Source organism: Embleya sp. NPDC055664 (genome assembly GCF_053618075.1).
In genome coordinates this window covers 12,555-38,210 of the sequence record NZ_JBSHGZ010000061.1, presented here as the reverse complement: position 1 = coordinate 38,210, position 25,656 = coordinate 12,555, and the positions used below count along the sequence as shown (strand labels likewise).

At 71.4% G+C, this 25,656-nt stretch carries 27 protein-coding genes; 20 read left to right on the top strand and 7 right to left on the bottom strand.

Annotated elements, in window-relative coordinates; genetic code table 11:
* Positions 1–240: 240 nt before the first annotated feature.
* From ACWGR4_RS46530 to era, 9 genes are all read left to right on the top strand, one after another.
* Positions 241–1,311 carry an NAD(P)H-dependent flavin oxidoreductase gene (locus ACWGR4_RS46530; RefSeq protein ID WP_452131434.1) on the top strand — a complete coding sequence of 357 codons (1,071 nt, stop codon included), beginning with the start codon at positions 241–243 and terminating at the stop codon, positions 1,309–1,311.
* On the top strand, positions 1,308–2,048 hold the full coding sequence (locus ACWGR4_RS46525; RefSeq protein WP_452131435.1) for a 16S rRNA (uracil(1498)-N(3))-methyltransferase: 741 nt from the start codon (positions 1,308–1,310) through the stop codon (positions 2,046–2,048). The genes ACWGR4_RS46530 and ACWGR4_RS46525 overlap by 4 nt, the downstream gene beginning before the upstream one ends.
* A 91-nt stretch (positions 2,049–2,139) precedes the next feature.
* Positions 2,140–2,502 (top strand): histidine triad nucleotide-binding protein, encoded by a 363-nt coding sequence (locus ACWGR4_RS46520; RefSeq protein WP_380003020.1) that lies wholly within the window; start codon positions 2,140–2,142, stop codon positions 2,500–2,502.
* 6 nt (positions 2,503–2,508) lie between these two features.
* Entirely contained in the window at positions 2,509–3,420 is a 912-nt protein-coding gene (locus tag ACWGR4_RS46515) for a ribonuclease Z (RefSeq protein WP_452131436.1), read from the top strand.
* Positions 3,421–3,634: 214 nt separating this feature from the next.
* Positions 3,635–4,687: a PhoH family protein gene (locus tag ACWGR4_RS46510; RefSeq protein ID WP_380003159.1), complete on the top strand. Its 1,053-nt coding sequence runs from the start codon at positions 3,635–3,637 to the stop codon at positions 4,685–4,687.
* Between the two features lie 5 nt (positions 4,688–4,692).
* Positions 4,693–5,166: an rRNA maturation RNase YbeY gene (ybeY, locus tag ACWGR4_RS46505; RefSeq protein ID WP_078977380.1), complete on the top strand. Its 474-nt coding sequence runs from the start codon at positions 4,693–4,695 to the stop codon at positions 5,164–5,166.
* Positions 5,167–5,217: 51 nt separating this feature from the next.
* Positions 5,218–6,546: a hemolysin family protein gene (locus ACWGR4_RS46500; protein WP_452131437.1), complete on the top strand. Its 1,329-nt coding sequence runs from the start codon at positions 5,218–5,220 to the stop codon at positions 6,544–6,546.
* Positions 6,547–6,676: 130 nt separating this feature from the next.
* Positions 6,677–7,036, top strand: a complete 360-nt coding sequence (locus tag ACWGR4_RS46495; RefSeq protein WP_078977382.1) for a cytidine deaminase — start codon at positions 6,677–6,679, stop codon at positions 7,034–7,036.
* An 82-nt stretch (positions 7,037–7,118) separates the two neighbouring features.
* Positions 7,119–8,069, top strand: coding sequence for a GTPase Era (gene era, locus ACWGR4_RS46490; protein WP_126638490.1), 951 nt, complete (start codon positions 7,119–7,121; stop codon positions 8,067–8,069).
* 39 nt (positions 8,070–8,108) lie between these two features.
* Here era and ACWGR4_RS46485 read toward each other — a convergent pair whose 3' ends face one another.
* Positions 8,109–8,843 (bottom strand): hypothetical protein, encoded by a 735-nt coding sequence (locus ACWGR4_RS46485; protein WP_452131438.1) that lies wholly within the window; start codon positions 8,841–8,843, stop codon positions 8,109–8,111.
* A 313-nt stretch (positions 8,844–9,156) separates the two neighbouring features.
* On the opposite strand from ACWGR4_RS46485, the gene leuA reads away from it, so the two are divergent.
* The 8 genes from leuA to ACWGR4_RS46445 all read left to right on the top strand — a co-directional run bounded on the left by leuA (position 9,157) and on the right by ACWGR4_RS46445 (position 17,217).
* The gene (leuA, locus tag ACWGR4_RS46480; protein WP_380003024.1) at positions 9,157–10,914 is read left to right on the top strand and encodes a 2-isopropylmalate synthase; all 1,758 of its coding nucleotides are present in this window, start codon (positions 9,157–9,159) and stop codon (positions 10,912–10,914) included.
* A 229-nt stretch (positions 10,915–11,143) separates the two neighbouring features.
* Positions 11,144–12,013, top strand: coding sequence for a TauD/TfdA dioxygenase family protein (locus ACWGR4_RS46475; RefSeq protein ID WP_452131450.1), 870 nt, complete (start codon positions 11,144–11,146; stop codon positions 12,011–12,013).
* 126 nt (positions 12,014–12,139) lie between these two features.
* Positions 12,140–12,811 (top strand): TerB family tellurite resistance protein, encoded by a 672-nt coding sequence (locus ACWGR4_RS46470; protein ID WP_380003025.1) that lies wholly within the window; start codon positions 12,140–12,142, stop codon positions 12,809–12,811.
* A 61-nt stretch (positions 12,812–12,872) separates the two neighbouring features.
* Positions 12,873–13,625, top strand: coding sequence for a DNA repair protein RecO (gene recO / locus ACWGR4_RS46465; RefSeq protein ID WP_380003026.1), 753 nt, complete (start codon positions 12,873–12,875; stop codon positions 13,623–13,625).
* Positions 13,622–14,509, top strand: a complete 888-nt coding sequence (locus tag ACWGR4_RS46460; protein WP_439674923.1) for an isoprenyl transferase — start codon at positions 13,622–13,624, stop codon at positions 14,507–14,509. Before recO ends, ACWGR4_RS46460 begins: the two co-directional genes overlap by 4 nt.
* A 130-nt stretch (positions 14,510–14,639) precedes the next feature.
* Positions 14,640–15,728 carry a permease gene (locus tag ACWGR4_RS46455; protein ID WP_380003027.1) on the top strand — a complete coding sequence of 363 codons (1,089 nt, stop codon included), beginning with the start codon at positions 14,640–14,642 and terminating at the stop codon, positions 15,726–15,728.
* A complete protein-coding gene (locus tag ACWGR4_RS46450; protein WP_380003028.1) occupies positions 15,725–16,501 on the top strand; it encodes a TIGR03943 family putative permease subunit in 777 nt (258 codons plus the stop codon). Before ACWGR4_RS46455 ends, ACWGR4_RS46450 begins: the two co-directional genes overlap by 4 nt.
* A 206-nt stretch (positions 16,502–16,707) precedes the next feature.
* Entirely contained in the window at positions 16,708–17,217 is a 510-nt protein-coding gene (locus ACWGR4_RS46445) for a hypothetical protein (RefSeq protein WP_452131439.1), read from the top strand.
* 21 nt (positions 17,218–17,238) lie between these two features.
* Here ACWGR4_RS46445 and ACWGR4_RS46440 read toward each other — a convergent pair whose 3' ends face one another.
* From ACWGR4_RS46440 to ACWGR4_RS46425, 4 genes are read right to left on the bottom strand one after another with little or no spacing between them, the layout of a single operon-like run.
* Positions 17,239–17,658, bottom strand: a complete 420-nt coding sequence (locus tag ACWGR4_RS46440; protein ID WP_078977389.1) for a Fur family transcriptional regulator — start codon at positions 17,656–17,658, stop codon at positions 17,239–17,241.
* Positions 17,655–18,617, bottom strand: a complete 963-nt coding sequence (locus tag ACWGR4_RS46435) for a metal ABC transporter permease (protein WP_380003030.1) — start codon at positions 18,615–18,617, stop codon at positions 17,655–17,657. The genes ACWGR4_RS46440 and ACWGR4_RS46435 overlap by 4 nt, the downstream gene beginning before the upstream one ends.
* Positions 18,614–19,390 carry a metal ABC transporter ATP-binding protein gene (locus ACWGR4_RS46430; RefSeq protein WP_452131440.1) on the bottom strand — a complete coding sequence of 259 codons (777 nt, stop codon included), beginning with the start codon at positions 19,388–19,390 and terminating at the stop codon, positions 18,614–18,616. Before ACWGR4_RS46430 ends, ACWGR4_RS46435 begins: the two co-directional genes overlap by 4 nt.
* Positions 19,387–20,346, bottom strand: a complete 960-nt coding sequence (locus ACWGR4_RS46425) for a metal ABC transporter substrate-binding protein (RefSeq protein WP_452131441.1) — start codon at positions 20,344–20,346, stop codon at positions 19,387–19,389. The genes ACWGR4_RS46430 and ACWGR4_RS46425 overlap by 4 nt, the downstream gene beginning before the upstream one ends.
* Positions 20,347–20,509: 163 nt before the next feature.
* Here ACWGR4_RS46425 and ACWGR4_RS46420 point away from each other — a divergent pair, with 163 nt between their 5' ends.
* Positions 20,510–21,892: a glycine--tRNA ligase gene (locus ACWGR4_RS46420; protein WP_380003034.1), complete on the top strand. Its 1,383-nt coding sequence runs from the start codon at positions 20,510–20,512 to the stop codon at positions 21,890–21,892.
* 87 nt (positions 21,893–21,979) lie between these two features.
* On the opposite strand, the gene ACWGR4_RS46415 is transcribed toward ACWGR4_RS46420, so the two are convergent.
* Complete coding sequence (locus ACWGR4_RS46415; protein WP_452131442.1) at positions 21,980–22,996, bottom strand: hypothetical protein; 1,017 nt, start codon at positions 22,994–22,996, stop codon at positions 21,980–21,982.
* 14 nt (positions 22,997–23,010) lie between these two features.
* Positions 23,011–23,712, bottom strand: a complete 702-nt coding sequence (locus ACWGR4_RS46410) for an NADAR family protein (protein WP_452131443.1) — start codon at positions 23,710–23,712, stop codon at positions 23,011–23,013.
* A gap of 101 nt (positions 23,713–23,813) precedes the next feature.
* Here ACWGR4_RS46410 and dusB point away from each other — a divergent pair, with 101 nt between their 5' ends.
* Positions 23,814–25,010, top strand: coding sequence for a tRNA dihydrouridine synthase DusB (gene dusB / locus ACWGR4_RS46405; protein WP_380003037.1), 1,197 nt, complete (start codon positions 23,814–23,816; stop codon positions 25,008–25,010).
* Positions 25,011–25,067: 57 nt separating this feature from the next.
* On the top strand, positions 25,068–25,649 hold the full coding sequence (locus tag ACWGR4_RS46400; protein ID WP_380003038.1) for a TetR/AcrR family transcriptional regulator: 582 nt from the start codon (positions 25,068–25,070) through the stop codon (positions 25,647–25,649).
* Positions 25,650–25,656 lie beyond the last annotated feature (7 nt).

Here is a 25,656-nt window from a genome sequence, read left to right as displayed (position 1 = left end):
GTGCGAGGACGGTCCGAGTCGGTGGTGGGCCGCCGCCGACTCGGACCGGCCTCGCACCGGCCATCCGCAACCAAAGGCGTGACGTGACCGCTCCCGGTCCCCGCGTTCGTTTATCGGCCGCGATCGAGCCGCCCGGCGGCGTGTTGGTGGGTCCGTAGGTGGGACTCGATTCGGGGGGCTCCGGGGGCGCCTAGGCTTGGGTGGGTTGTGGGTGTGCCGTCGATCGAGGGAACGGGGAGCATGATGGCGACGAACGTCGATCCGACCCGGCTGACCGAACTGCCGATCGTGCAGGCGCCGATGGCCGGGGCGAGTGGGCCCGCGTTGGCGGCGGCGGTCACCCGTGTCGGGGGGCTCGGGTTTTTGGCGGCCGGGTATCGGTCGGCCGCGGCCTTGGGTGCCGAGATCGAGGAGTTGCGTTCGCTGGTCGGTGACGTGCCGTTCGGGGTCAACGCGTTCATGCCGCAGCCGCCGCCCACCCGCGCCGAGGACGAGCTCACCGCGCGCTACGCCCGCTCGCTGGCCCGGGCCGCCGCGCGCTACGGCGGCAACGTCGGCACCCCCGCGCCGGGCGTCGAGCGCGACGACTGGGACGCCAAGCTCGACCTCCTCCTGGCCCGCCCCGTCCCCGTGGTGAGCTTCACCTTCGGCCTGCCCGACATCGAGGCGGTGGCCGCGCTCCGGGCGGCCGGGACGCTCACCGTCGCCACCGTCACCACCCCCGAGGAGGCCCGGCTCGCCGTCGCGCACGGCGTCGACGCGCTGTGTGTCCAGGGCGGCGAGGCCGGCGGCCACCAGGGCAGCTTCGACAACCCCGCCGCCCCCGCCCCGTACGGCCTGCTCACGCTGCTCACCCTGATCGCCGCCGAGACCGACCTCCCGCTGATCGCCGCCGGCGGCCTGATGACCGGCCGACAGGTCGAGGCGGTCCGGCTCGCCGGGGCGAGCGCCGCCCAACTGGGCACCGCCTTCCTGCGCTGCCCGGAAAGCGTCGCCTCGACCGCGCACAAGGCCGCGCTCGGCGACCCCGCCTTCGAGCGCAGCGTGCTCACTCGCGCCTTCTCCGGCCGCTGGGCGCGGGGGCTGCACAACGGCTTCGTCGCCCGGCACGAGGCCGAGGCCCCCGGGGTCTACCCGTACGTCCACCACCTGGTCGCGCCGATCCGCAAGGCCGCCGCCGCGCGCGGCGAGGCCGACGGCCTGGCCCTGTGGGCCGGTCAGGGCCGGCGCCTCGCCCGCGAGGAGCCGGCCGCCGAGGTGATCCACCGGCTCGTCGACGAGATGGCCGCAGCCCGAAAGGCATCCGCTTGAGCGCCCCCGTCTTCCTCGCCCCCGGCGACACGATCCGGCACGGCCGGCAGGTCGTCCTGGACGGCGCCGAGGGCCGACACGCCGTCACGGTGCGCCGGCTCGCGGCCGGTGAGCCGATCGTCCTCGCCGACGGCGCCGGACTGGCCGTGTACGGCACGGTCAACCGCACCGAGGGCAAGGACACGCTTTACATCGACGTCGACTCGCGCACCGAGGAACCCGCCCCCGCGCCCCGGATCGTGGTGGTCCAGGCGCTGCCCAAGGGCGATCGCGGCGAACTCGCGGTGGAGACGACCACCGAGGTCGGCGTCGACGTGATCGTGCCCTGGACCGCCGCCCGCTGCATCACCCAGTGGAAGGGCGAGCGCGGGGCCAAGGCGCTGGCCAAGTGGCGCGCCACCGCGCGCGAGGCGGGCAAACAGGCCCGTCGGCTGCACCTGCCCGAGGTCACCGAGCCGATGAGCACCCGGCAGGTGACCGCGCTCCTCGAGGCCGCCTCGTTCGCGGGCGTCCTGCACGAGGCGGCCACCGAGCCGATCGCGACCGCCGGCGTCCCGAGCGAGGGCGACCTGGTCCTGGTGGTCGGCCCCGAGGGCGGGATCACCCCGGACGAACTGGCCGCGTTCACCGCCGTCGGCGCGACCGCCTACCGACTCGGCCCGACCGTACTGCGCACCTCCACGGCAGGCGTCTCGGCCGCCTCGGTCCTGCTGGCCCGCTCCGGCCGCTGGAGCTGAGCCGCCCCGCCGACCCGCGCGAGCGAGGGGTTCGGCCCACTACGATCGACGGCGACCGCTCGTGATCGACCCGGACCCGATGGAGGCACCCATGGCTGCGGGGGAACCCCAGGCCGACTGCCTGTTCTGCAAGATCCTCGCCGGCGACGTCCCGGCCACGATCGTCCACGAGACCAAGGACGTGGTGGCCTTCCGCGACATCAACCCGCAGGCGCCCACGCACATCCTCGTCATCCCACGCGCGCACTACGCCAACGCCGGCGAACTGGGCGCCGAGGCCCCCGAGCTGGCCGGCGCGCTGCTGGCCGAGGCCGCGGTGATCGCGGCCGCCGAGGACATCACCGACTCGGGCTACCGGATCGTCTTCAACACCGGCGCCGGCGCCGGCCAGACCGTCTTCCACGTACACGCGCACCTCCTCGGCGGTCGCGGGCTGAGCTGGCCTCCCGGTTAGGCGTACGTGAGCACCAGGGAGTTCGTCGTCCTCGGCACCGCGAGCCAGGCCCCGACGCGGCAGCGCAACCACAACGGCTACCTGCTGCGCTGGGACGGCGAGGGGCTGCTGTTCGACCCGGGCGAGGGCACCCAACGCCAGATGTTGCACGCCGGCGTGGCCGCGCACGACATCACCCGGATCTGCGTCACGCACTTCCACGGTGACCACTGCCTCGGCCTGCCCGGCGTGCTCCAGCGACTCTCGCTCGACCGGGTCCCGCACCCGGTGACCGCCCACTTCCCGGCGAGCGGGCAACACTGGTTCGACCGACTGCACCACGCCACCGCGTTCCACGAGGCCGCCGTGCTGGTCGAGCACCCGCTCGCGGGCGAGCACGTACACACCCCCGCCGGGCCCTTCACGCTGGAGGCCCGCCGCCTGTCCCACCCGATCGAGTCCTACGGCTACCGCGTCGTCGAGCCGGACGGCCGCCGGATACTGCCCGAGCGACTCGCCGCACACGGCGTGACCGGTCCCGACGTGGGCCGGCTCCAGCGTGAGGGCCGGATCGGCGCGGTGACCCTGGAGCAGGTGAGCGTGCCCCGACCCGGGCAGAAGTTCGCCTTCGTGATGGACACCCGGCGCTGCGCGGCCGCGGTCGAGCTGGCCCGCGACGTCGACCTGCTCGTGTGCGAGTCCACCTTCGCCGACGCCGACGCCGACCTCGCGCACGAGGTCGGCCACCTCACCGCCCGCGAGGCGGCGGCCATCGCGGCCGAGGCGGGCGCGCGGCGACTGGTGCTCACCCACTTCTCGCAGCGCTACCCCGACGTGGGCCCGCTCCTGGACCAGGCCCGCGAGGTGTTCCCGGACACCGTCGCCGCCCACGACCTGGACCGGATCACGATCCCGCGCCGCCGGCCGGCGCCGGAATAATCCCGAAGTTCGCGGGGGCCGGAGAGTTACCATTGAGCAGCATCGAACCGCTTCCCGAGCACGGAAATGAGGCGTGATCAGGCCGCCAAGGCCGCCCATGGCTCCCACGACGAACGCGCGAGGCGCGAGCTCCGAGAACACCCCGCGGGCCGACTCCCGGGCAACTCCGACCGCGCAGGCCCAGGCGAAGATCACGATCCCCGCCAAGCATCCGATGGTGGCGCTCCTCGGTTCCGGCGACTCGTTCCTGCGAGTGGTCGAGCAGGGCTTCCCCGAGGTCGACATCCACGTCCGCGGCAACGAGGTCACCGTCTCCGGCAACGAGGCCGAGGTCGCCCTCGTCCGCCGGCTCTTCGACGAACTCCTGGTCATCGTCCGCACCGGTCAGCCGCTCAACGAGGAGGCCGTGGAGCGCTCGGTGGCGATGGTCCGCTCGAACGACGGACACGGTCCCGCCGAGGTGATGACCCTCAACATCCTGTCCAACCGCGGCCGCACGATCCGTCCCAAGACGCTCAACCAAAAGAGCTACGTGGACGCGATCGACGAGCACACCATCGTGTTCGGGCTCGGCCCGGCGGGCACCGGCAAGACCTACCTCGCGATGGCGAAGGCCGTCCAGGCCCTGCAGTCCAAGCAGGTCACCCGGATCATCCTGACCCGGCCCGCGGTCGAGGCGGGCGAACGCCTCGGCTTCCTGCCCGGCACCCTCTACGAGAAGATCGACCCGTATCTGCGCCCGCTCTACGACGCGCTGCACGACATGATCGACCCCGACTCCATCCCGCGCCTGATGGCCGCGGGCACCATCGAGGTCGCTCCGCTCGCATATATGCGCGGCCGCACACTCAATGACGCGTTCATCATTCTCGACGAGGCGCAGAACACCTCGGCCGAGCAGATGAAGATGTTCCTGACCCGCCTCGGGTTCGGTTCGCGCATGGTGGTCACCGGGGACACCACCCAGGTCGACCTGCCCGGCGGCACCCAGTCGGGGCTGCGCGTGGTGCAGGAGATCCTGCGCGGCGTGGACGATATCGCGTTCTGCACGCTCACCAGCGATGATGTGGTCCGACACAAGCTCGTCGGCCGGATCGTGGACGCGTACGCGCGCTACGACATCCAAGTCGAGGCGGACGCGCGGCCGAACGGCAACGGCTCCGGAAACGGTGACGTGCCCAGGTCGCGCGGCCGGCGGCCGATCGACAAGAACGGCCGCGGCAAGCACACAGTGAACATGCAGACAGTGGAACGGGAAGTGAACTGAGGGCCATGTCCATCGACATCGCCAACGAGTCCGGCACGGGGGTGGACGAACACGCGATCGTGGACGTCGCCCGATGGACCCTGGACCGTATGCGCATCCATCCACTGGCGGAACTGTCCGTGGTCATCGTGGACGAACCCGCGATGGAGCAACTGCACATCCAATGGATGGACCTGCCCGGTCCGACCGACGTGATGTCCTTCCCGATGGACGAACTGCGTCCGGGCAAAGCCGACGAGGATCCCCCGCAGGGGCTGCTCGGCGATGTCGTGCTGTGCCCGACCGTCGCCGAGCGCCAGGGTGCGGCGGCCGGCCACACCATGGACGACGAGCTGCATCTGCTCACCGTGCACGGCGTGCTGCACCTGCTCGGCTACGACCACGCGGAGCCCGACGAGGAGCGCGAGATGTTCGCGCTGCAGAAGGAACTGCTCGAATCCTGGCGGGAGGCCCGCCGCGCCGCGGACGACCGCGGATGAGCCGGCCACGGGATATCCCCGCCCCCGGCCGCGCGCGCGTCGGGGGCGGCAGTGCCCGCTGACAGCGTGGTGCGCCTCGTGGTGGGCGCGATCGTCCTGGTCGTGGTGGCCGGTCTCTTCGCGTGCCTGGAGGCGGCCCTCTCGCGCATCTCGCGCGTCCGCGCCGAGGAACTGGTCCGCGCCGAACGCCGGGGCGCCAAGCGACTGCTGACGGTGGTTCAGGACCCCGCCCGATATCTCAACCTGGCCCTGCTCGTGCGGGTCGCGTGCGAGTTGTCGGCGGCCGTACTGGTCACCGTGGTGTGCGTGGACGACTTCGACGAGACCTGGCAGGCCGTACTGGTCACCATCGGCATCATGGTCGTGGTGTCCTACGTCGCCGTCGGGGTCTCCCCGCGCACCGTCGGTCGGCAACACCCCGTCACGGTGGCCACGATCGGCGCGCCCGTGCTGTTCGGGCTCGCGCGTGTGCTCGGGCCGCTGCCGAAGCTGCTGATCCTGCTCGGCAACGCGCTCACCCCCGGCAAGGGTTTCCGCGAGGGGCCGTTCGCCTCCGAGGCGGAGCTGCGCGCGTTCGTGGACCTCGCCGAGAAGGACTCGCTGATCGAGGACGACGAGCGCGAGATGTTGCACTCGGTGCTGCAACTGGGCGACACGATCGTGCGCGAGGTGATGGTGCCGCGCCCGGACATGGTCTTCATCGAGCGGCACAAGACGCTGCGGCAGGCGATGTCGCTGGCGCTGCGCAGCGGCTACTCGCGGATCCCGGTGATCGGCGAGAACGAGGACGACGTGGTCGGCATCGTCTTCCTCAAGGACCTGGCCCGGCGCAGCACGATGGGCGATGCGGGCTGGGCCAAGGAGAGCGTCGACTCGATCATGCGCTCCGCGACCTTCGTGCCGGACAGCAAGCCGGCCGACGACCTGCTGCGCGAGATGCAGTTCGAGCGCACGCACATGGTCGTGGTGGTCGACGAGTACGGCGGCACCGCCGGCCTGGTCACCATCGAGGACATCCTGGAGGAGATCGTCGGCGAGATCACCGACGAGTACGACACCGAGACCGCGCCGGTCGAGCCGCTGCCCGACGGCGCGTTCCGGGTCACCGCCCGGCTGCCCGTGGACGAGTTGGGCGAGCTGTTCGGGCTCGAACTCGACGACGAGGACGTGGAGACCGTGGGCGGCCTGCTGGCCAAGGCGCTGGGCCGGGTGCCGATCCCGGGCGCGACGGCGGTGGTCGAAGGGCTGCGGCTGGTCGCGGAGAGCCCGTCGGGGCGGCGCAATCGGGTCGGCACGATCGTGGTGCGCCGGACCGAGCGGGGCGAGGAGCGCCCGGCGGCGCCCGCCGAGGGGGGTTCCGCGGCCGAGCGGAACCGGTGACGCCGGGCCCGGCGGGGGCGGTGATGTCGACCCGGTCGGCCTCCTGGGCCGGTTCGGACCGGTACATCGCGCGTCGGCGGCGGCAAGTTACTGTGTCGGCATTCGTACCGCGCCGAACAGGAGAGCCCCCGTGAGCGCCGAGACGCCCGAGTTCGTCGTCGACCCCGAGGACGCCAAGATCGTCACGCTGGCCCGGGCCACCCGGGCGCGCAACGGGGCGAGCGAGGGGGCCGCGGTACGGGACGAGACCGGGCGCACCTACACCGCGTCCACGGTCGCGCTGCCCTCGCTGGAGTTGTCCGCGCTGCGCACGGCGGTCGCGATGGCCGTCGCAGGCGGCGCGCGCGGCCTGGAGGCGGCGGCGATCGTCGGGGCCGACGACACCGTGACCGAGGCCGATCGGGACGCGGTGCGCGACCTCGGCGGCGCCGGCACGCCGATCCTGTCCGCCGGTCCGGACGCGGTCGTACGCACCATCGTGACGGTCTGAGGCCGCCCCCGGGCCCGCCTCCCCAGGCCGGCGCGACCACGACCGACCCGCGCGGCGAGGAACGCTCGCGGCTTGAGCGACAATGTCACCCATGAGTGATCGCCCCAACCCCTCCGCACCCGTCCACCGCTCGGGCTTCGCGTGCTTCGTGGGCCGCCCCAACGCCGGCAAGTCCACCCTGACGAACGCGCTGGTGGGCACGAAGGTGGCGATCACGTCGGGCCGCCCCCAGACCACCCGGCACACGGTGCGCGGCATCGTGCACCGCCCCGACGGCCAGCTCGTCCTGGTCGACACCCCCGGCCTGCACAAGCCGCGCACCCTGCTGGGACAGCGGCTCAACGACCTGGTCCGGGCCACCTGGGCGGAGGTCGACGTGATCGGCTTCTGCATCCCGGCCGACCAGAAGGTCGGTCCCGGCGACCGGTTCATCGCGGCCGAGCTGGCCGAGGCCAAGCGCACGCCCAAGGTCGCGATCGTCACCAAGACCGACCTCGTGGACCCGCAGACGCTGGTCCAGCAGTTGCTCGCGGTGCAGAAGATGGGCGAGGACGTCGGCATCGAATGGGCCGAGATCATCCCGGTCTCCGCGGTCGGCGACAGCCAGGTGACCCTGGTCGCCGACCTGCTGATGCCGCTGCTTCCGGCCGGCCCGCCGCTGTACCCGGACGGCGAGCTGACCGACGAGCCCGAGATGGTGATGGCCGCGGAGCTGATCCGCGAGGCCGCGCTCGAAGGTGTGCGCGACGAGCTGCCGCACTCGCTCGCGGTGGTCATCGAGGAGATGATCCCGCGCGAGGACCGCCCCGCCGACAAGCCGCTGCTCGACGTGCACGCGAACCTCTACGTCGAGCGCCCCAGCCAGAAGGCGATCGTCATCGGGCACAAGGGCGGGCGGCTCAAGGACGTGGGCACGCGTGCCCGCAAGCAGATCGAGGCGCTGCTTGGGACGCCCGTCTACCTGGACCTTCACGTGAAGGTGGCCAAGGACTGGCAGCGCGACCCCAAGCAGCTCCGCAAGCTCGGCTTCTGACCCCGAGCCCGCCCCCGAGACCCGACCCGAAGGGGCGGGTCAGCGGCCGTAGGGGCCGGACTGGTTCCGCTTCGAGGTGATCAGGACGAAGGCGGCGGCGGCGATCGCGATCACCGCACCGGCGAGCACCATCCACAGGCCCGCCTCGACCTTGAGGGTGATGCCCGAGTGTTCGAGCAACTGCTTGTAGCGGTCCTTCTTGTCGCTCGGGACGTCGTCCTTCTGCATGGGTAGCCGGTACTTGTCCGCGACGTTCCAGACGGCGAAGCCGAGGGCGACCAGGGCCGGGATACCGGCTCCGGCCGCGGCCACGGCCTTACGCGTGGCGATGCCGGCGACGAACAGCAGTACGGCCACGATCCCGGCGGCCAGCGTCCACTTGCCGTCACCGTCCAGGCCCTTGATCGCGTCGCTCTTGCCGTCGGCGCCGATCCAGGCCAGGCACGAGCCGATCACCACGATCACCGCGCCGATCGCCCCCGCGATCGCACCCGGCCCGAACGACGGAAGTCCGCCGCCCATGCCGCCTCCGCCCGGCGCGGGCGGCGGGTATCCACCGGGCTGCTGACCGTACGGGGTCGGCGGTTGGCCGTATGCGGGCGGCTGCTGGCCGTACTGCGGGGGCTGCTGTCCGTACTGCGGCGGAGGCGGCTGCTGTCCGTACCCACCCTGCTGGGGTTGCTGTCCGTAGCCCGGACCGCCCTGCTGGGGGTATCCGCCGGGGCCGCCCTGGCCCGGCTGCGGTCCGTAGGGACCCTGGTTGTAATCGCTCATGGGGAGTGAGCGTAGGAGCATCGCGCCCGTCGGGGGGAGGGGGCCGGCCGAAAAGATCACATGTGTTCGTATGACGGACGCCGTCTCGACCTATTCGACCCGTCGGGTATGGTTGCCGACATCATGCGTCAGTGGCTGCTTCTCCTTAGCCGCCGCGCCGGGGGCTCATCCCTCTGACAGAGGTCAGACCGGCTCCCCCGTCGCGGGGATAGAGGCATGTCCGCACGTCGGAGCCTCCGGGATGTCGTTCCTCCCGTCGCCGGCCCATCTGCTCTCGCCGCAGTCCTTCCTCGCGTTCAGGAGACCCGCCCGCATGCCTTCCGTGAATCGCTCCACCCCGATCACCGCCGCGTCCGTGACCCAGCAGCCGTCCGGGATGCCGATCCACAAGTACCAGCCGTTCCGGGGCGTCGACCTGCCGGACCGCACCTGGCCGTCGAAGACGATCACCGTCGCTCCGCGCTGGCTGTCCACCGACCTGCGCGACGGCAACCAGGCGCTGATCGACCCGATGAGCCCGGCGCGCAAGCGCACCATGTTCGACCTGCTGGTGCGGATGGGCTACAAGGAGATCGAGGTCGGCTTCCCGGCCGCCTCGCAGACCGACTTCGACTTCATCCGCTCGATCATCGAGGAGGGCGCGGTACCGGACGACGTCACCATCTCGGTACTGACCCAGGCCCGTGAGGAACTGATCGAGCGCACCGTGGAGTCGCTGGTCGGCGCGCCCAAGGCCACGGTCCACCTCTACAACGCGACCGCGCCGACCTTCCGCCGGGTGGTCTTCAACGTCGACCGCGACCAGTGCAAGGCGATCGCGGTGACCGGCACCGAGCACGTGATGCGCTACGCCGAGAAGCACCTGGGCGAGGAGACCGCGTTCGGCTACGAGTACTCGCCCGAGATCTTCATCGACACCGAGCTGGACTTCGCGCTGGAGGTCTGCGAGTCGGTGATGGATGTATGGCAGCCGGAGACCGGTCGCGAGATCACGCTGAACCTGCCCGCGACGATCGAGCGTTCGACGCCGAACGTGTACGCGGACCAGATCGAGTGGATGAGCCGCAACCTGACCCGCCGCGAGTTCATCGCCCTGTCGGTGCACCCGCACAACGACCGCGGCGCCGCGGTGGCCGCGACCGAGCTGGCCGTGATGGCCGGCGCCGACCGGGTCGAGGGCTGCCTGTTCGGGCACGGCGAGCGCACCGGCAACGTGGACCTGGTCACGCTGGGGATGAACCTGTTCAGCCAGGGCGTGGACCCGATGATCGACTTCTCCGAGATCGACGAGATCCGGCGCACGGTCGAATACTGCACGCAGCTGCCGGTGCACCCGCGCCACCCGTACGCCGGTGACCTGGTCTACACCGCGTTCTCCGGCTCGCACCAGGACGCGATCAAGAAGGGCCTGGAGATCCTGGAGCGGGACGCGGCCGCGGCGGGCAGGTCGGTCGAGGAGATCGAGTGGGCGGTGCCGTACCTGCCCATCGACCCCAAGGACGTCGGCCGCACCTACGAGGCCGTGATCCGGGTGAACAGCCAGTCCGGTAAGGGCGGCGTCGCGTATGTGCTCAAGGCCGACCACCGGATGGACCTGCCGCGGCGCGCGCAGATCGAGTTCTCCCGGATCATCCAGACCAAGACCGATGCCGAGGGCGGCGAGGTGACGCCGGCTCAGATCTGGGCGGTGTTCCAGGACGAGTACCTGCCCACCCCCGACGCCCCGTGGGGTCGGCTGGCGCTGCTCGGCCACCGGACGGTTTCCGGCGCGGACGGCAAGGACGTGCTGACCGTCGAGCTGAGCGTGGACGGCGAGGTACAGACGCTGGAGGCGATCGGCAACGGTCCGATCGACGCCTTCGTCCGGGCCCTGGGCGGGCTGGGCTTCGACACCCGGGTGCTGGACTACAGCGAGCACGCGATGAGCGGCGGCGAGGACGCGCGGGCCGCGGCCTACGTCGAGTGCGCGGTCGACGGCCGGGTGCTGTGGGGCATCGGCGTCAACGAGAACATCGTGCGCGCGTCGCTGGAGGCAGTGGTGAGCGCGGTGAACCGGGCCGCCCGCGGGTGACCTCGACGCGGTGAGGCGAGACGACGGCGGTTCCCGGGCGACCGGGGACCGCCGTTTCGCTGCTCCCGACCGGTCCGACGCCATTCCCCATTTAACTCGACTGGGTTAATGTGCGGCCCTCTACTCCAGGGAGGGCTCTGCCATGACGTCATCCACCGCCCCCGGTACACCCGGCGCATCCGGTACGCCCGCCGCCCCCGGGCGTAGTCGGATCGCCGACCGCGGTCTGATGCCGGGGCCGCGACCGCTGCGCCGGTTGCCCGAGGGCGTCGACCCCGAGCCGTACACCCGGTTCGAACTCGTCCCGTACGGCGACCTGATCGGCGCCGAGATCCGCGGCGTCTCGCTCGCCGAACCGGTGGGCCCCGAACTGTTCGCCGAACTCGACCGCGCCCTCCTCGAATGGAAGGTGCTGTTCTTTCGGGACCAGCCGATCACCCCGGCGCAACACTGCGCCTTCGCCCGCCTCTGGGGCGAGTTGGAGGTGCACCCCTTCCTCGGTCAGGGGGACGTGCCCGAGGTGGTGCGATTCGCCAAGGACGCCGCCTCGGTGGGCGTGGAGAACATCTGGCACACCGACGTCACCTGGCGCGAACGGCCGGCGCTCGGCTCGGTGTTGCGCGCGATCGAGGTGCCCGAGCGGGGCGGTGACACGGTCTGGGCGGACATGGGCGCCGCCTACGACGCACTGCCGGCCGACCTGAAGGAGCGCGTGGCCGGTTCGACCGCCGTGCACGACTTCACCCTGGCCTTCGGGCACGGTCTCGACCCCGAGCAACTGGCGGCCAGGCGCCGCGAGTTCCCGCCGGTGGAGCACCCCGTGGTGCGCACCCACCCGGTGACCGGTCGGCGCACCCTGTTCGTCAACGGGATCTTCACCGACCACATCGTCGGACTGCCCGAGGCGGAGAGCGAGGAGCTGCTCGGGGTGCTGTTCCGGCAGGCGATGACGCCCGAGTACCAGGTCCGGCTGCGCTGGGCGCCGGACACGGTCGCCTTCTGGGACAACCGGGCCACCCAGCACTACGCGGTCAACGACTACCACCCGCACGTGCGGGTGATGGAGCGCGCGGCGATCCTGGGCGACCGGCCCTACTGACGCCCGGCCGTCCTGTCCGCGCCTGCCGGAACCTGCCGCCCCCACCGGCTTCGATGCAGGTCGGCCCCGTTCCAGGCCGGGAAAAAGTAACCATCTGTCCGCTTTCGATGACGCTTCGTGAAATTCGTGGCAGCATCGAAGCAGGCGGACAGAAGGCTCTCCGCCGCGCGGGACGCAGGGGGCGGCACCATGTTCTTCGTCGTGGGCATCCGGACCATCCGATCGGCGATCGGTGACGGCGAGTTCCACTGTCCGGCGTGCGGAGGCGATCGGCGCTTTCGCAAGGGCGGCGGTCGGCGTCGGCTCGTGTTGTTCGGCGTCGCGCTGATCCCGCTCGGGCGGGCCGGTTCCGGCGTCGAGTGCGCGGTGTGCTGTACCCGGCACGACGTCGCGGTCCTCGAGACGCCGACCGCCCGGGCGCTGACCCTGCTCCTGCGCGAGGCGGTGCGCACGCTGGTGGTGGCCGTGGTGGCCGCCGTCGACGACGAGCCGCAGGAGGGGGACGCGGTCCGCGCGGCGGCGGTCGAGGCGGTCCGGGCCGCGGGCATGCCGAGTTACGACGCGTGCGCGCTCGCCGTCGACGTCGGTGCGCACCTGGCCCAGGACACCGCGTGGGCGCTCGCCGAGATCGCCCCGCACCTCGCCGTCGCCGGGCGCGAGCACCTGGTCGGCGTCGCGGCCCGGGTGGCGCTGGCCTGCGGGGCGTACGACCCGGCGCATCGGGTGATCCTGTACCACGCCGGCGACCAGCTCGGGCTCGGCCGGGCCCGCGTCGACCACGTGCTCGCGGGCCCGTGACCCGCGGGCACGAGGGGACCGGCCGACGCGGCACGTCGGCCGCGCGCGGCACAATGGGAGCATGAGCCTCCTCCGTGACGAGGGTGTCGTGTTGCGAGCCCAGAAGTTGGGTGAGGCCGACCGCATCATCACCCTGTTGACCCGCGACCACGGGATAGTGCGCGCCGTGGCGCGCGGGGTGCGCAAGACCAAGTCCAAGTTCGGCGCCCGGGTGGAGCCGTTCGCGCACGTCGACGTGCAGTTCTTCACCCGGGGCAGCGACTTCCCCGGGCGCGGCCTGCCGATCATCACGCAGGCCGAGACCCTGGGCGCGTACGGCGGTCGGCTCGCGCTCGACTACGCCGCGTACACCTCGGGCACGGCGATCCTGGAGACCGCCGAGCGACTGACCGACCACGAGCGCGGCCAGCCCGCGCTGCAGCAATACCTGCTGCTGATCGGCGCGCTGCGCACGCTGGCCTCGGGCGCCCACGAGCCCGGTCTGGTCCTCGACGCGTTTTTGCTGCGCTCGCTCGCGGTGGCCGGCTACGCGCCGAGTTTCGCCGACTGCGCCCGCTGCGGCCTGGACGGACCGAACCGGTTCTTCACCGTCCAGGGCGGCGGGACGGTGTGCGGCGACTGCCGGCCGGCCGGATCCGTCGTACCCTCACCCGAGACCCTTTCCCTGCTCGGTGCGCTGTTGACCGGCGACTGGGGCCGAGCCGACGCGAGCGAGCCGCGGCACCGGCGCGAGGGCAGCGGCCTGGTGGCCGCATATCTGCAATGGCACCTGGAGCGGGGTATCCGCTCGTTGAGATTGGTGGAGAGATCGTGAGTCAGTCGCGTGGCCGCTTCGGCCTGTTCCCCCGCCGTCGGCGGGCCGAGTCGGCGCCCGCCCGGGCCGCTCGCGAGCAGCGGCACTACCGCGACCCCAAGCCGCACGCCGAGGGCGCGCTGCCGCCGGACATCCCGGCCGATCTGGTGCCGAAACACGTCGCGCTGGTGATGGACGGCAACGGCCGCTGGGCCAAGGAGCGCGGCCTGGCCCGCACCGACGGGCACACCGCGGGCGAGGCGTCGTTGTTCGACGTGGTCGAGGGCGCCGCCCAGATCGGCGTCAAGTACGTCTCCGCGTACGCGTTCTCCACCGAGAACTGGAAGCGCTCGCCCGAGGAGGTGCGCTTCCTGATGGGCTTCAACATCGACACGATCCACCGCCGGATCGACGAGATGGACGAACTCGGCGTGCGGATCCGCTGGTGCGGCCGGCGGCCCCGGTTGTGGGCGAGCGTGATCAAGGAGTTGGAGATCGCCGAGGAGCGCACCAAGGACAACACCCGCCTGACCCTGGCGATGTGCATCAACTACGGCGGCCGGGCCGAGATCGCGGACGCCGCCGCGCTGATCGCCGAGGACGTCAAGGCGGGCCGGCTCGACCCGAAGAAGGTCGACGAGAAGACGTTCGCCAAGTATCTCGACGAGCCGGACATGCCGGATGTCGATCTGTTCATCCGCTCCTCCGGTGAGCAGCGCACCTCGAACTTCCTGCTGTGGCAGTCCGCCTACGCCGAGATGGTCTTCCTCGACGTGTTGTGGCCGGACTTCGACCGGCGGCACATGTGGCAGGCCTGCGAGACGTACGCGTCGCGCGACCGCCGCTACGGCGGCGCGCTGCCGAACGCGGTCGCCGAGCCGGAACCGGTGCCGTCGGGCTCCTGAGGCTGCCAAGGCCCGGGGGCCCGAAATGTCGGCTCTCGGTGGGCCGGCTCCCGAAGTCGCGGCTCCCGAAGCGTGAAAGCTTCGCAAAGCGGGGTGTGGAGCGAGCGGCGGCGCCGCGATCGATGCGAACATGACCATCATGTTCGAAAAGAGCGCGCCGCCGCGCCCCGCTGCCGCCGCTCGGGTGGCGCCCCCGCCACCCCGCGGCGCCGAGTCGCCGGCCGCGACCGCCGGGTCCGCGGCACACGGTCGCCCACCCGCCGAGCGGTGGCGGCCGGGCCAACTCGAATTCTTCGTACTCGCCCTGCTCGTGCTGCTGTTCGCGCAGCCGTGGATCGTGGACCGGCTCGGCACGCCCGCGGTGCAGACCTGGGCCACCGTGTTCGTGGCGATCTCCGTCCAGGCGCTGCCGTTCCTGGTCCTGGGCACCCTGCTGTCCGCCGCGATCACCGCGTTCGTACCGCCCTCGGTGTTCACCAAGGTGCTGCCCAAACGGCAATCCCTCGCAGTGCCGGTCGCGGGCGCCGCCGGGGCGATCCTGCCGGGCTGCGAGTGCGCGTCGGTGCCGGTGGCCGGCGGACTCATGGCGCGCGGAGTCGCGCCCGCCGCGGCGCTGGCGTTCCTGCTGTCCTCGCCCGCGATCAACCCGATCGTGCTGACCGCGACCGCGGTCGCCTTCCCCAAGCAGCCCGAGATGGTGCTCGCCCGCTTCGTCGCCTCGCTCGGCACGGCGGTGTTGATGGGCTGGTTGTGGGCCCGGTTCGGCCGGCCCGAGTGGATCAAGCCCATGCGCCGTCCGCACGATCACGGCGGCAACGGCAAGTGGGAAAACTTCCGGCTCGCGCTCCAGCACGACTTCCTGCACGCGGGCGGCTTCCTGGTGATCGGCGCGATCACCGCCGCGACGCTCAACGTCACGGTGCCCAAGCACGTGATCGACGCGGTCTCCGGCTCGCCCTGGTTCGCGGTGCTCGCGCTGGCCTTCCTGGCCGTGGTGCTCGCGGTGTGCTCGGAGGCGGACGCGTTCGTGGCGGCGAGCCTGCTCGGCTTCTCGCCGACCGCGAAGCTGGCCTTCATGGTGGTCGGCCCGATGGTGGACGTGAAGTTGATCGCGCTCCAATCGGGCACCTTCGGGCGCGGTTTCGCGGCCCGGTTCTCCTCGGCGACGTTCGTGGTGGCGATCGTCGCGAGCTACGTCGTCGGATGGTGGTTGTTGTGAGGCGGGACGTCCAGGCGGTGTTGTTGATCCTGATCGGCGGTGCGTTGCTGCGGATCTCGTTGACCGACATGTACCTGCGCTACGTCAAGGACGGCCTGCGGCCCGCGCTGATCGCGGCGGGCGCGATCCTGCTCCTGGTCGGCCTGGTCTCGGCGGTCCGGGACGGGATCCAGCGGCGGGCGGTGGAGCCGGCGGCGGACGCCGGGCACGCACACGCGGCGGACGGGGAACCCCCGGCGGTCGACGACGCCGGACACGGGCACGACCACTCGGCGGGCCCGCGCGCGGCCTGGCTGCTGTGTCTGCCGGTGCTCGCGCTGTTCCTGATCGCACCGCCGGCGCTCGGGTCGTACACCGCCTCGCGCTCGGACAACGTGGTGGCGAAGCCGGCCGCCGCGAACAACGACGCCGGCTTTCCCGCGCTGCCGCCGGGGGACCCGCTGCCGATGACCCTGGCCGACTTCCTGATCCGCTCGGTGTGGGACACCGCCGCGCCGCTGAAGGACCGCGACGTCCAGCTCACCGGCTTCGTCACACCCGGCAAGAGCGCGGGCACCTGGTACGTGACCCGGATGGTGATCAGCTGCTGTGCGGCGGACGCGTTCGCACGCAAGATCGAGGTGCACGGCGTCGCGGCCCCGCCGACCGACTCGTGGGTGACCGTCACCGGCCGCTGGCTGCCCAACGGCCAGGTCCAGGCCGACGACGCGATGCCGGCCCTGACCGCGACCAAGGTCGATCGGGTGCCGACGCCGAAGGAGCCGTACGAATAGGCACATGGTGCCGATTGGCCGCGTTGTGACGATGTCACCGTCCGGTCACCGCCGCGTTCGTGTCCTGCGAGCGCGGCGGTGCGGCAAGATCCGTTCCCCTAGCGTGAGTTCACGGACGGATCGCCTGGGGAGGACGATCTGCCGAACCATCGGGGGGAATCGTCATGGGATGGGGAATTCGTCGTGCCGTCGTCGCGGCGGCCGTTGTGGGTGCACTCGTATCGGGTGCCACCGCGTGCCAGAAGGAGGACCGGGGAGCGGACGCCGACCGGAAGGGACAGACGAGCGAGCCGGTCGGGACCGCCGACGCGGACGGCAAGGCCGGCGACGGGGACCTCCGGGTCAAGGGCGTGTTCCTGACCGTCACGCCCGGCACGCTGGCCGGCGTCCGGTGCCGGACCGCGTTCATGGAGACGTACATCGGCACGATCACCTTCGCCGACGGACACCGGGGCGGCCGGATCACCATCTCCTACGGCGGATCCTCCGGCGGCATGAAGCAGGAGGAGATCGACGTGCCCGCGGGCAAGAAGTCGATCACCAAGACGTTCGCCTACTCGGAGTTCCTGTCCGGCGGCTCGATCGCGGCCGGGCAGCTCAACGTGCTGAAGCCGAATGCGGTCGGCTCGGCCACGGTGCGGCCCACGGGCACGTGCTCGGAGGGCGGGACGTGGGGCGGCACCACGACCGGCGCGACCGGGGGCGGCAGCTGGTAGGCGACGCCGACGCGGGCGGGGTCAGCCCGGCGTGCCGGCGCACTGGGCGCACGTGCCGAAGATCTCCAGTTCGTGGGAGACGTCGCCGAAACCGTGTTCGGCGGCGATCCGGTTCGCCCAGCGCTCGACCGCCGGGCCCTCGACCTCGACGGTGCGGCCGCAGGAGCGGCAGACCAGGTGATGGTGGTGCCCACGGCTACATCGACGGTAGACCGACTCGCCGTCCTGGGTGCGCAGGACGTCGACCTCGTCCGCGTCCGCCAGAGCCTGGAGGGTGCGGTACACCGTGGTCAGACCGACCGCCTCGCCGCGCTGCTTGAGCAGGTCGTGCAGATCCTGCGCACTGCGGAAGTCCTCGATCTCGTCGAGGAGCGCGGAGACGGCGGCACGCTGCCGGGTGGACCGACCCCGAACCGGGCTCGTGCCGTGGGCGGTGGTCACCTGGGTGCCTCCTCGATGGGTGCGGGCCGGACGACGACGCCGGGTGCCTGCCCCGCCATTGTGCCGGCGCCGGGGGCCTGCGCGTCCACACGCACGTCGTCGATCCGAGGCGCGTCCACCTCCCCCGCCGCCGCCTCCGCGCGTCGGGCCCGGCGCCGATTCAACGGCGTCGCGAGCACTCCCACCAGAACGAACAGCCCGATCGCGAGCAACACGATGGTGGCCCCGGGCGGCGCGTCGACGTAGTACGTCAGCGCGGTGCCGGAGACCGAGACCAGCACGCCGACCACGATCGCGAGCGCCGCGGTCATCGAGAACGTGCGGGAGACCTGCTGCGCGACCGCGACCGGGACCACCATCAGTGCACTGACCAGGAGCAGGCCCACCACCCGCATCGCGACCGTGACGGTGACCGCGGCGGTGACCGCGAGCAGCAGGTTCAGCGCGCGCACCGGCAGCCCGGTGACCCGGGCGAAGTCCTCGTCCTGGCACACGGTGAACAGCGCGCGACGCAGTCCGAGGGTGACCGCGAGCACGGCCGCGGCCAGGATCGTGATCACCCGGATGTCCTCGGGCGAGACCGAGGTCAGCGAGCCGAACAGGTACGACTGGAGATTGGCGTTCGAGCCCTCGGGGGCCAGGTTGATCAGCATCACCCCGCCCGCGATGCCGCCGTAGAACAGCACCGAGAGCGCGACGTCGCCGCTGACCCGGCTGCGTTCGCGGATCAGTTCGATCAACACCGCACCGACCGACGCGGTGAGCACCGCGGTGAGCACAGGGGAGGTGCTGAGGAGAAAGCCGAGACCCACGCCGGTGAGCGCGACGTGCCCGATGCCGTCGCCCATGAACGCCTGCCGGCGCTGCACGAGGTATACGCCGACGGCGGGTGCGGTCATGCCCACGAGCAGGGCCGCGAGCAGCGCGCGCTGCATGAAGGGGAAGTCCAGGATCGTCACGAGAGCAGTCCCATCCCGGCGTGGCGCGCGGTGTGATCGTCGTGCGGATGTACGTGGTCGTGGCCGGGCAGCGCGTGCTGGCCGACCGCGCGCGGCGGCGGTCCGTCGTGGCACACGCAGCCCTCGCGCAGCACCACGGCGCGGTCGATCAGCGGCTCCAGCGGGCCGAGTTCGTGCAGGACGAGCAGCACCGCCCGGCCCTGCTCCTGCTGTCCGCGCAGGGTGCCCGCCAGCACCTCCTGGCTGCGCAGGTCCACGCCGGCCATCGGCTCGTCCATGATCAGCAGGTCGGGGCGGCGGGCCAGGGCGCGGGCGATCAGTACCCGCTGCTGCTGGCCGCCGGACAGGTGGGCGATGCCGTCGCGGGCGCGGTCGCGCATGCCGACCGCGTCGAGCGCCGCGTCCACCGCGGCCCGCCCCTCGCGGCCCGGCCCGAACAGCCGGCGGCCGTCGAGCAGACCCGAGGTGACCACCTCGCGCACGCTCGCGGGCACACCCGCCGCGGCCGTGGTGCGCTGCGGTACATAGCCGATCCGGGACCAGTCGCGAAAACGCGCGAACGGGGTGCCGAACAGCTCGATCGTGCCGCCGGTGAGCGGGACCAGGCCGACCAGGGTGCGCACCAGCGTGGACTTGCCCGAGCCGTTGGCGCCGAGCAGCGCGACCACCTCGCCGGGGCGCACGGTCAGGTCCACTCCGCGCAGCACCGGTCGGCCGCCGAGGGACGCGGTGCCGCCGGTCAACCGGGCGATCGGGGTCGGAGAATCCGTCATGAGCAGCCCAGCCCCTTCCGCAGCGCGTCCAGGTTGGCGCGCATCACCGAGAAGTAATCGTCGTGCGCCTCGTCTTTTATGCCCTCGAGCGGGTCCAGGACCGCGGTCTGCACATGCAGGTCCTCGGCGAGCGTCTTGGCGGTCTTGGGTTCGGCCAGGGTCTCGAAGAAGATCGTGGTCACCCCCCGGTCCCGGGCCAGACGCTGGATGTCGGCCCGCCGGGCGGGGGAGGGCTCCGACTCCGGGTTGACGCCGTTCACCCCGATCTGGTTCAGGTGGTAACGCTCCGCGACGTAGCCGAACGCGGCGTGGCTGGTCACCACGTCCCTGCGGGCGCAGGTGGTCAGGCCGGCGGTGAACTCGGCGTCGAGGGTCTTCAGCCGGGTCACCAGCGCCGCGGCGCGTTCGCGGTAGTCGGCCGCGTTGGCCGGGTCGGCGCCGGCGAGCGATTCGCCCACACCGGTCGCGATCGCGGACAGCCGGATCGGGTCGAGCCACACGTGCGGGTCGCCGTGTTCGGCGTCGGCGTGGTCGTGGCCCGCGTGCTCGTCCTCGGCGCCCTGTACCTCGGTGCCGTGCTCCTCCAGCGGTGCGAACCGGCTCGCCTCGGCGATGTGCTTCGGCTTGTTCTGCGAGATCGCCTTGTCCACGGCGGGCTGCAGGCCCTTGAGATAGACCACCAGATCGGCCTGCGAGACGGCGCCGACCTGCTTGGGGGTCAGCTCCAGGTCGTGCGGCTCGGCCCCGGCCTTGGTCAGGTTGGTCACGTTCACATGCGGGCCGCCGACCTGCTGTGCGACGAATTTCATCGGGTAGAACGCGGCGATCACCCGCACCTTCGCACCCGCCCCGGTGTCCGCCTTCGCGTCGTCGGTGCCGGCGCATCCGGAGAGCAGCAGCGCGGATGCGGCGGCGGTCGCGAGCAGGGCGACCGGGGCGGAGCGGCATATCTTCATGACAATGATTCTCAACTAGAATGACAATCGTTGTCAATAATACGGGTTTGGGCCAACCGTGGCGGACCCGGGCCGGCAGTTATCGATTTACGGGGGTGACCAGCGCGCCGGTAGCCTGTGCCGACACTGTCACTGCCCGCATCGTCGCACCGAAGAGAGCATTGTGGCCGCCGACAAGATCGACACCATCGTCAGCCTGAGCAAGCGCCGAGGCTTCGTTTACCCCTGTAGTGAGATCTACGGCGGCCAGCGGGCCGCCTGGGACTACGGTCCCCTCGGCGTGGAGCTCAAGGAGAACATCAAGCGCCAGTGGTGGCGCACGATGGTCACCTCGCGTGACGACATCGTCGGTTTGGACTCCTCGGTCATCCTCGCCCGCGAGGTGTGGGAGGCGTCCGGTCACGTCGAGGCGTTCGTCGACCCGCTGACCGAGTGCACCTCGTGCCACAAGCGCTACCGCGCCGACCACCTCGAAGAGGCGTACGAGGCCAAGCGCGGCCGGCTGCCGGAGAACGGCCTCGCCGACATCACCTGTCCCAACTGCGGGAACAAGGGCACCTTCACCGAGCCCAAGATGTTCAACGGTCTGCTGCAGACCTTCCTCGGCCCCACCCAGGACGAGTCCGGCCGCGCCTACCTGCGCCCGGAGACCGCCCAGGGCATCTTCGTCAACTACAAGGCCGTCGAGCAGACCTCGCGCAAGAAGCCGCCGTTCGGCATCGCCCAGACCGGCAAGAGCTTCCGCAACGAGATCACGCCGGGCAACTTCATCTTCCGCACGCGCGAGTTCGAGCAGATGGAGATGGAGTTCTTCGTCAAGCCGGGCGAGGACGAGCACTGGCAGGAATACTGGATGCAGCAGCGCTGGGACTGGTACATCGGCCTCGGCCTGAACCCGGACAACATGCGCTTCTTCGAGCACCCGAAGGAGAAGTTGTCGCACTACTCGAAGCGCACCGTCGACATCGAGTACCGCTTCAACTTCGGCGGCACCGAGTTCTCCGAGCTGGAGGGCATCGCCAACCGCACGGACTACGACCTGCGCACCCACTCGGAGAAGTCCGGCACCGACCTGTCGTACTTCGACCAGGACGCCAACGAGCGCTGGTTCCCGTACGTCATCGAGCCCGCCGCGGGCCTGAACCGGGCGATGCTCGCGTTCCTGCTCGATGCCTACTTCGAGGACGAGGCGCCGAACGCCAAGGGCAAGCTGGAAAAGCGCACCGTGCTGCGGCTCGACCCGCGCCTGGCTCCGGTCAAGGCGGCCATCCTGCCGCTGTCGCGCAACGCCGACCTGTCGCCGAAGGCCCGGAGCCTGGCCGCCGACCTGCGGCAATACTGGAACTGCGACTTCGACGACGCCGGTGCGATCGGCCGTCGCTACCGCCGCCAGGACGAGATCGGCACGCCGTTCTGCATCACCGTCGACTTCGACACGCTCGAGGACAACGCGGTGACCGTGCGCTCGCGCGACACGATGCAGCAGGAGCGGGTGTCGCTCGACCAGGTCGTGGGCTATCTCGCGGCACGCCTGCCGGGCTGCTGACCCGAAACCGGCCGTGGGCCGGGTGAACGCCGTGAGGGGCGCCGTCTCGGACGGCGCCCCTCACGTGTGTCCCGGGCCGGATCGGAACTACTTGAAGACGCCCGCCACGATGCGGTCGGCCATCCGGAAGTTCAGGTCGTTCAGTACGTTGCCCGCGGCCTTCGAGGCGTCCTCGCCCTGGCCCTTCATCGGCCCGCCGTCGGCCCGGCCGATGTCCAGGATCAGGACGTAGTGCCCGGTCGTGGTGGCGATCGCGGCGTGCTCGGAGCCGTCCTTGAAGGTGACCCCGCTCGACGCCGGCGGCTGGAGCCAGGCGATCGGGGAGTTGGACAGCGCGATCGTGCCCAGCCCCTTCTTCACCGCCTCGGCCTTCTCCTTGTTCGGCATCGAGATCAGCGACAGCGTCACCGCGTACTTCCCGGCCGAGTCCTTGTACGACCCGCGCAGCACACCCACGCAGCCGTTCTGGGTGACCGCCGAGCCGCCGGCCGTGATCACCTTCGAGCAGTCCTTGGCCGCCGAGTCGTCGCTGCTCAGCTGCCGATACTTCGCGCCGGTGCGGCCCTGGAACTCGGCGGTGTCCTTGAAGAAGTAGTCGGTGGTGAAGGACAACTTGTCGGTCGACAGGTCGTCGATGGCCGAGTTGTTCGGCGGCGGCGCCGACTGGAACCCCTTGGGCTCGTCGGCGGTCGGTCCGGGCGAACCGCCGGTCGCGGGCAACGAACCGCCGTTGGCGGGGCCGGTCGGGGACGTCTGCGCGGCGGGCTTCTTGTCGTCGTCGTTGTCCTTGGACAGGAAGAAGAACGCCCCGCCGCCGATCACCGCGAGCGCCACCACCGCCGCCGTCGGCACCAGCCACTTCGGCCGGCCCGACGGCGGGGGCGGCGGCTGGCCGTAACCCTGGCCGTACTGCTGCGGGTAGGGCTGCTGTCCATACGGCTGTTGCCCATACGGTTGTTGTCCGTACGGCTGTTGCCCGTAGGCCGGTTGACCCTGGGGCTGTTGCCCGTGGGCCGACTGGCCGTTGTTCGGTTGTCCGTACGGCTGTTGCCCGTGACCGTAGCCGGGCCCGTTCGGGGGCTGCGGGGGCGGGAAGGCACTCATGTGCGGAGGTTAGTTCATCCGGACGACGGCGCAGGAGCGGATTCCGACACCGCGTGATCGTGCCCTCCGGCCGATGTGGTCGAGCCGATCGAGCCGGGCGAAGTGCCGGCCCCGGCCGCGTCGGCCAGCCGGGCGCGGGCCGCCATCAGCGCGAAGCCGAGCAGGTTCAGCCCACGCCAGCGCTCGGGGTCGCCCGCCCGCTCGTCGTCGGCGGCCAGCCCGATGCCCCAGATCCGGTCCAGCGGACTGGCCTCGACCAGGATCCGCCGCCCGGTGCCCAGCAAAAAGGTGCCCATGTCCGGGTGCTGCCCGAACTTGGCCACGTTGCCGCGCACGATCAGCTCGAACCGCTCCTCCACCCACCGCTGCTCGTCGAAGCCGCGCACCTGGCGCCCGATCGTCTTGGCCGTCTTGGGGTGATCGGCCGCCAGCACCCGGCGCTCCGCGTCGGCGTCGGCGAACATCCGGGCCTTGCCGGCCATCATCCAGTGCTCGGCGGTGCGATAGGTGATCCCATCCACCTCGAACGGCGACGGATACCACTGACTCAGACAGCTCGCGTCCACGCCCCGGATCGGCTCGCGGTGCCCCCAGAAGAAGACGTACTTCAGCCGCGGCTGCCGCCGGGCCCGCAGGATCAGGGACGCGACATCGAGCGGCTCACGGTCGGACTCGGCGGCGGACCCGGCGGACGCCGGCAGGGAATCGGAGGTCATGCCGGCGATGCTGCCAGGACCCGGCGACACCCGGAAACCACTTTTCCCGGTGGGGGACAATGGATCGGATCCATCCCCGCACCCCTCCTGGAGCACCGTCCATGGCACCCGCCGACGCACCCACGCCCGACGCCACCGGCAGCCCGTGGCCGCCGCTGCGCCTGGGCGCCTTCGGCGGCGCGCGGATTCGGCCGCCCGTGGTGCTGGCTCCCATGGCCGGCATCACCAACGCGCCGTTTCGCACGTTGTGCCAGGAGCAGGCCGAGGCGGCCACCACCGCGCGCCCGGCCGGGTTGTACGTCAGCGAGATGATCACCACCCGCGCGCTGGTCGAGCGGGACGCCAAGACGCTGCGGCTGATCCGCTTCGCGGAGACCGAGCGCCCGCGCAGCATCCAGCTGTACGGGGTCGACCCGCACATCGTCGGCCGTGCGGTCGCGATGATCGTGGACGAGGGCCTGGCCGACCACATCGACCTCAACTTCGGCTGCCCGGTGCCCAAGGTGACCCGCAAGGGCGGCGGTTCCGCGCTGCCCTACAAGCGCAACCTGCTGCGCGACATCCTGCGCTCGGCGGTCAAGAACGCGCGGGGCGTGCCGGTCACCATCAAGATGCGCAAGGGCATCGACGACGACCACCTGACCTACCTCGACGCGGGCCGGATCGCCGTGGACGAGGGCGTCACCTGGGTCGCCCTGCACGGCCGCACCGCCGAGCAGCACTACGGCGGCACCGCCGACTGGTCCGCCATCGCGCGGCTGAAGGAGGTCGTCACCGACATCCCGGTGCTCGGCAACGGCGACATCTGGGACGCCGAGGACGCCCTGCGGATGATGCGCGAGACCGGCTGCGACGGCGTCGTGGTCGGCCGCGGCTGCCTGGGCCGCCCGTGGTTGTTCCGCGACCTGGTCTCCGCCTTCGAGGGCAGCGCCGACCGGGCCCGGCCGACCCTGGGCGAGGTCACCACGATCATGCGCCGGCACGCGGTGCTGCTCGCCGAGTGGATCGGCGACGAGACCCACGGCGTCACCGATCTGCGCAAGCACGTCGCCTGGTACATGAAGGGCTTCGCGGTCGGCGGCACCATCCGCCGCGGCCTGGCCACCGCGAGCAGCCTGGCCGAACTCGACGACTGGTTCGGGCAGCTCGACCTGGACCAGCCGTGGCCGATCGGCGCCGACGGCCCGCGCGGGCGCACCGCGGGCGGCAAGCGCGTCGTGCTGCCCGAGGGCTGGCTCGACGACCCCGAGTGCGCGCTGCCCCCGGTCGACGCCGAACTGGACCACTCCGGCGGCTGACCGGGGAATCGGCCAAGCTCCCCGATGACACGCACGGTGACGTCGTAGAGTGAGGGAATGCCCAAGATTCGAGCCTCCTCCGTCGCCGAGCACCGTGCGATGCAGCACGCCGCGCTGCTCGACGCCGCCCGGAGCCTGCTCGACGAGGGCGGCTTCGCCGCGCTCACCTTCCCCGCCCTGGCCGAACGCACCGGCCTGGCCCGCTCCTCGCTCTACGAATACTTCGCCTCGCGCGCGGCCGTGGTCGAGGAGCTGTGCGCCGTCGACCTGCCGGCGTGGGTGGCCGAGGTCGAGGACGCGATGGGCGCGACCGACGACCCGGCGCACAAGATCGCGGCCTACGTCGAGCGCCAGTTGGAACTGGTCGGTGATCGTCGTCATCGCGTCGTCGTCGCGATCTCCACCGGCGAGCTGGACGCGAACGCGCGCGAACGCATCCGGGCCGCCCACGGGCGGATCGTCGAACTGGTGGTGGACGCGCTGTCCGCGCTCGGCCACCGGGACCCGATGCTGGTCGCCACGCTGGTCCAGGGCATGGTCGACGCGGCGGTCCGGCGGATCGAGTGCGGCGCCGACCCCGCCGAGGCCGCGTCCGCCACCCTGGCCCTGGTGCTCGGCGGCGTCGCCCGGGTCGCATAGCCCGCCG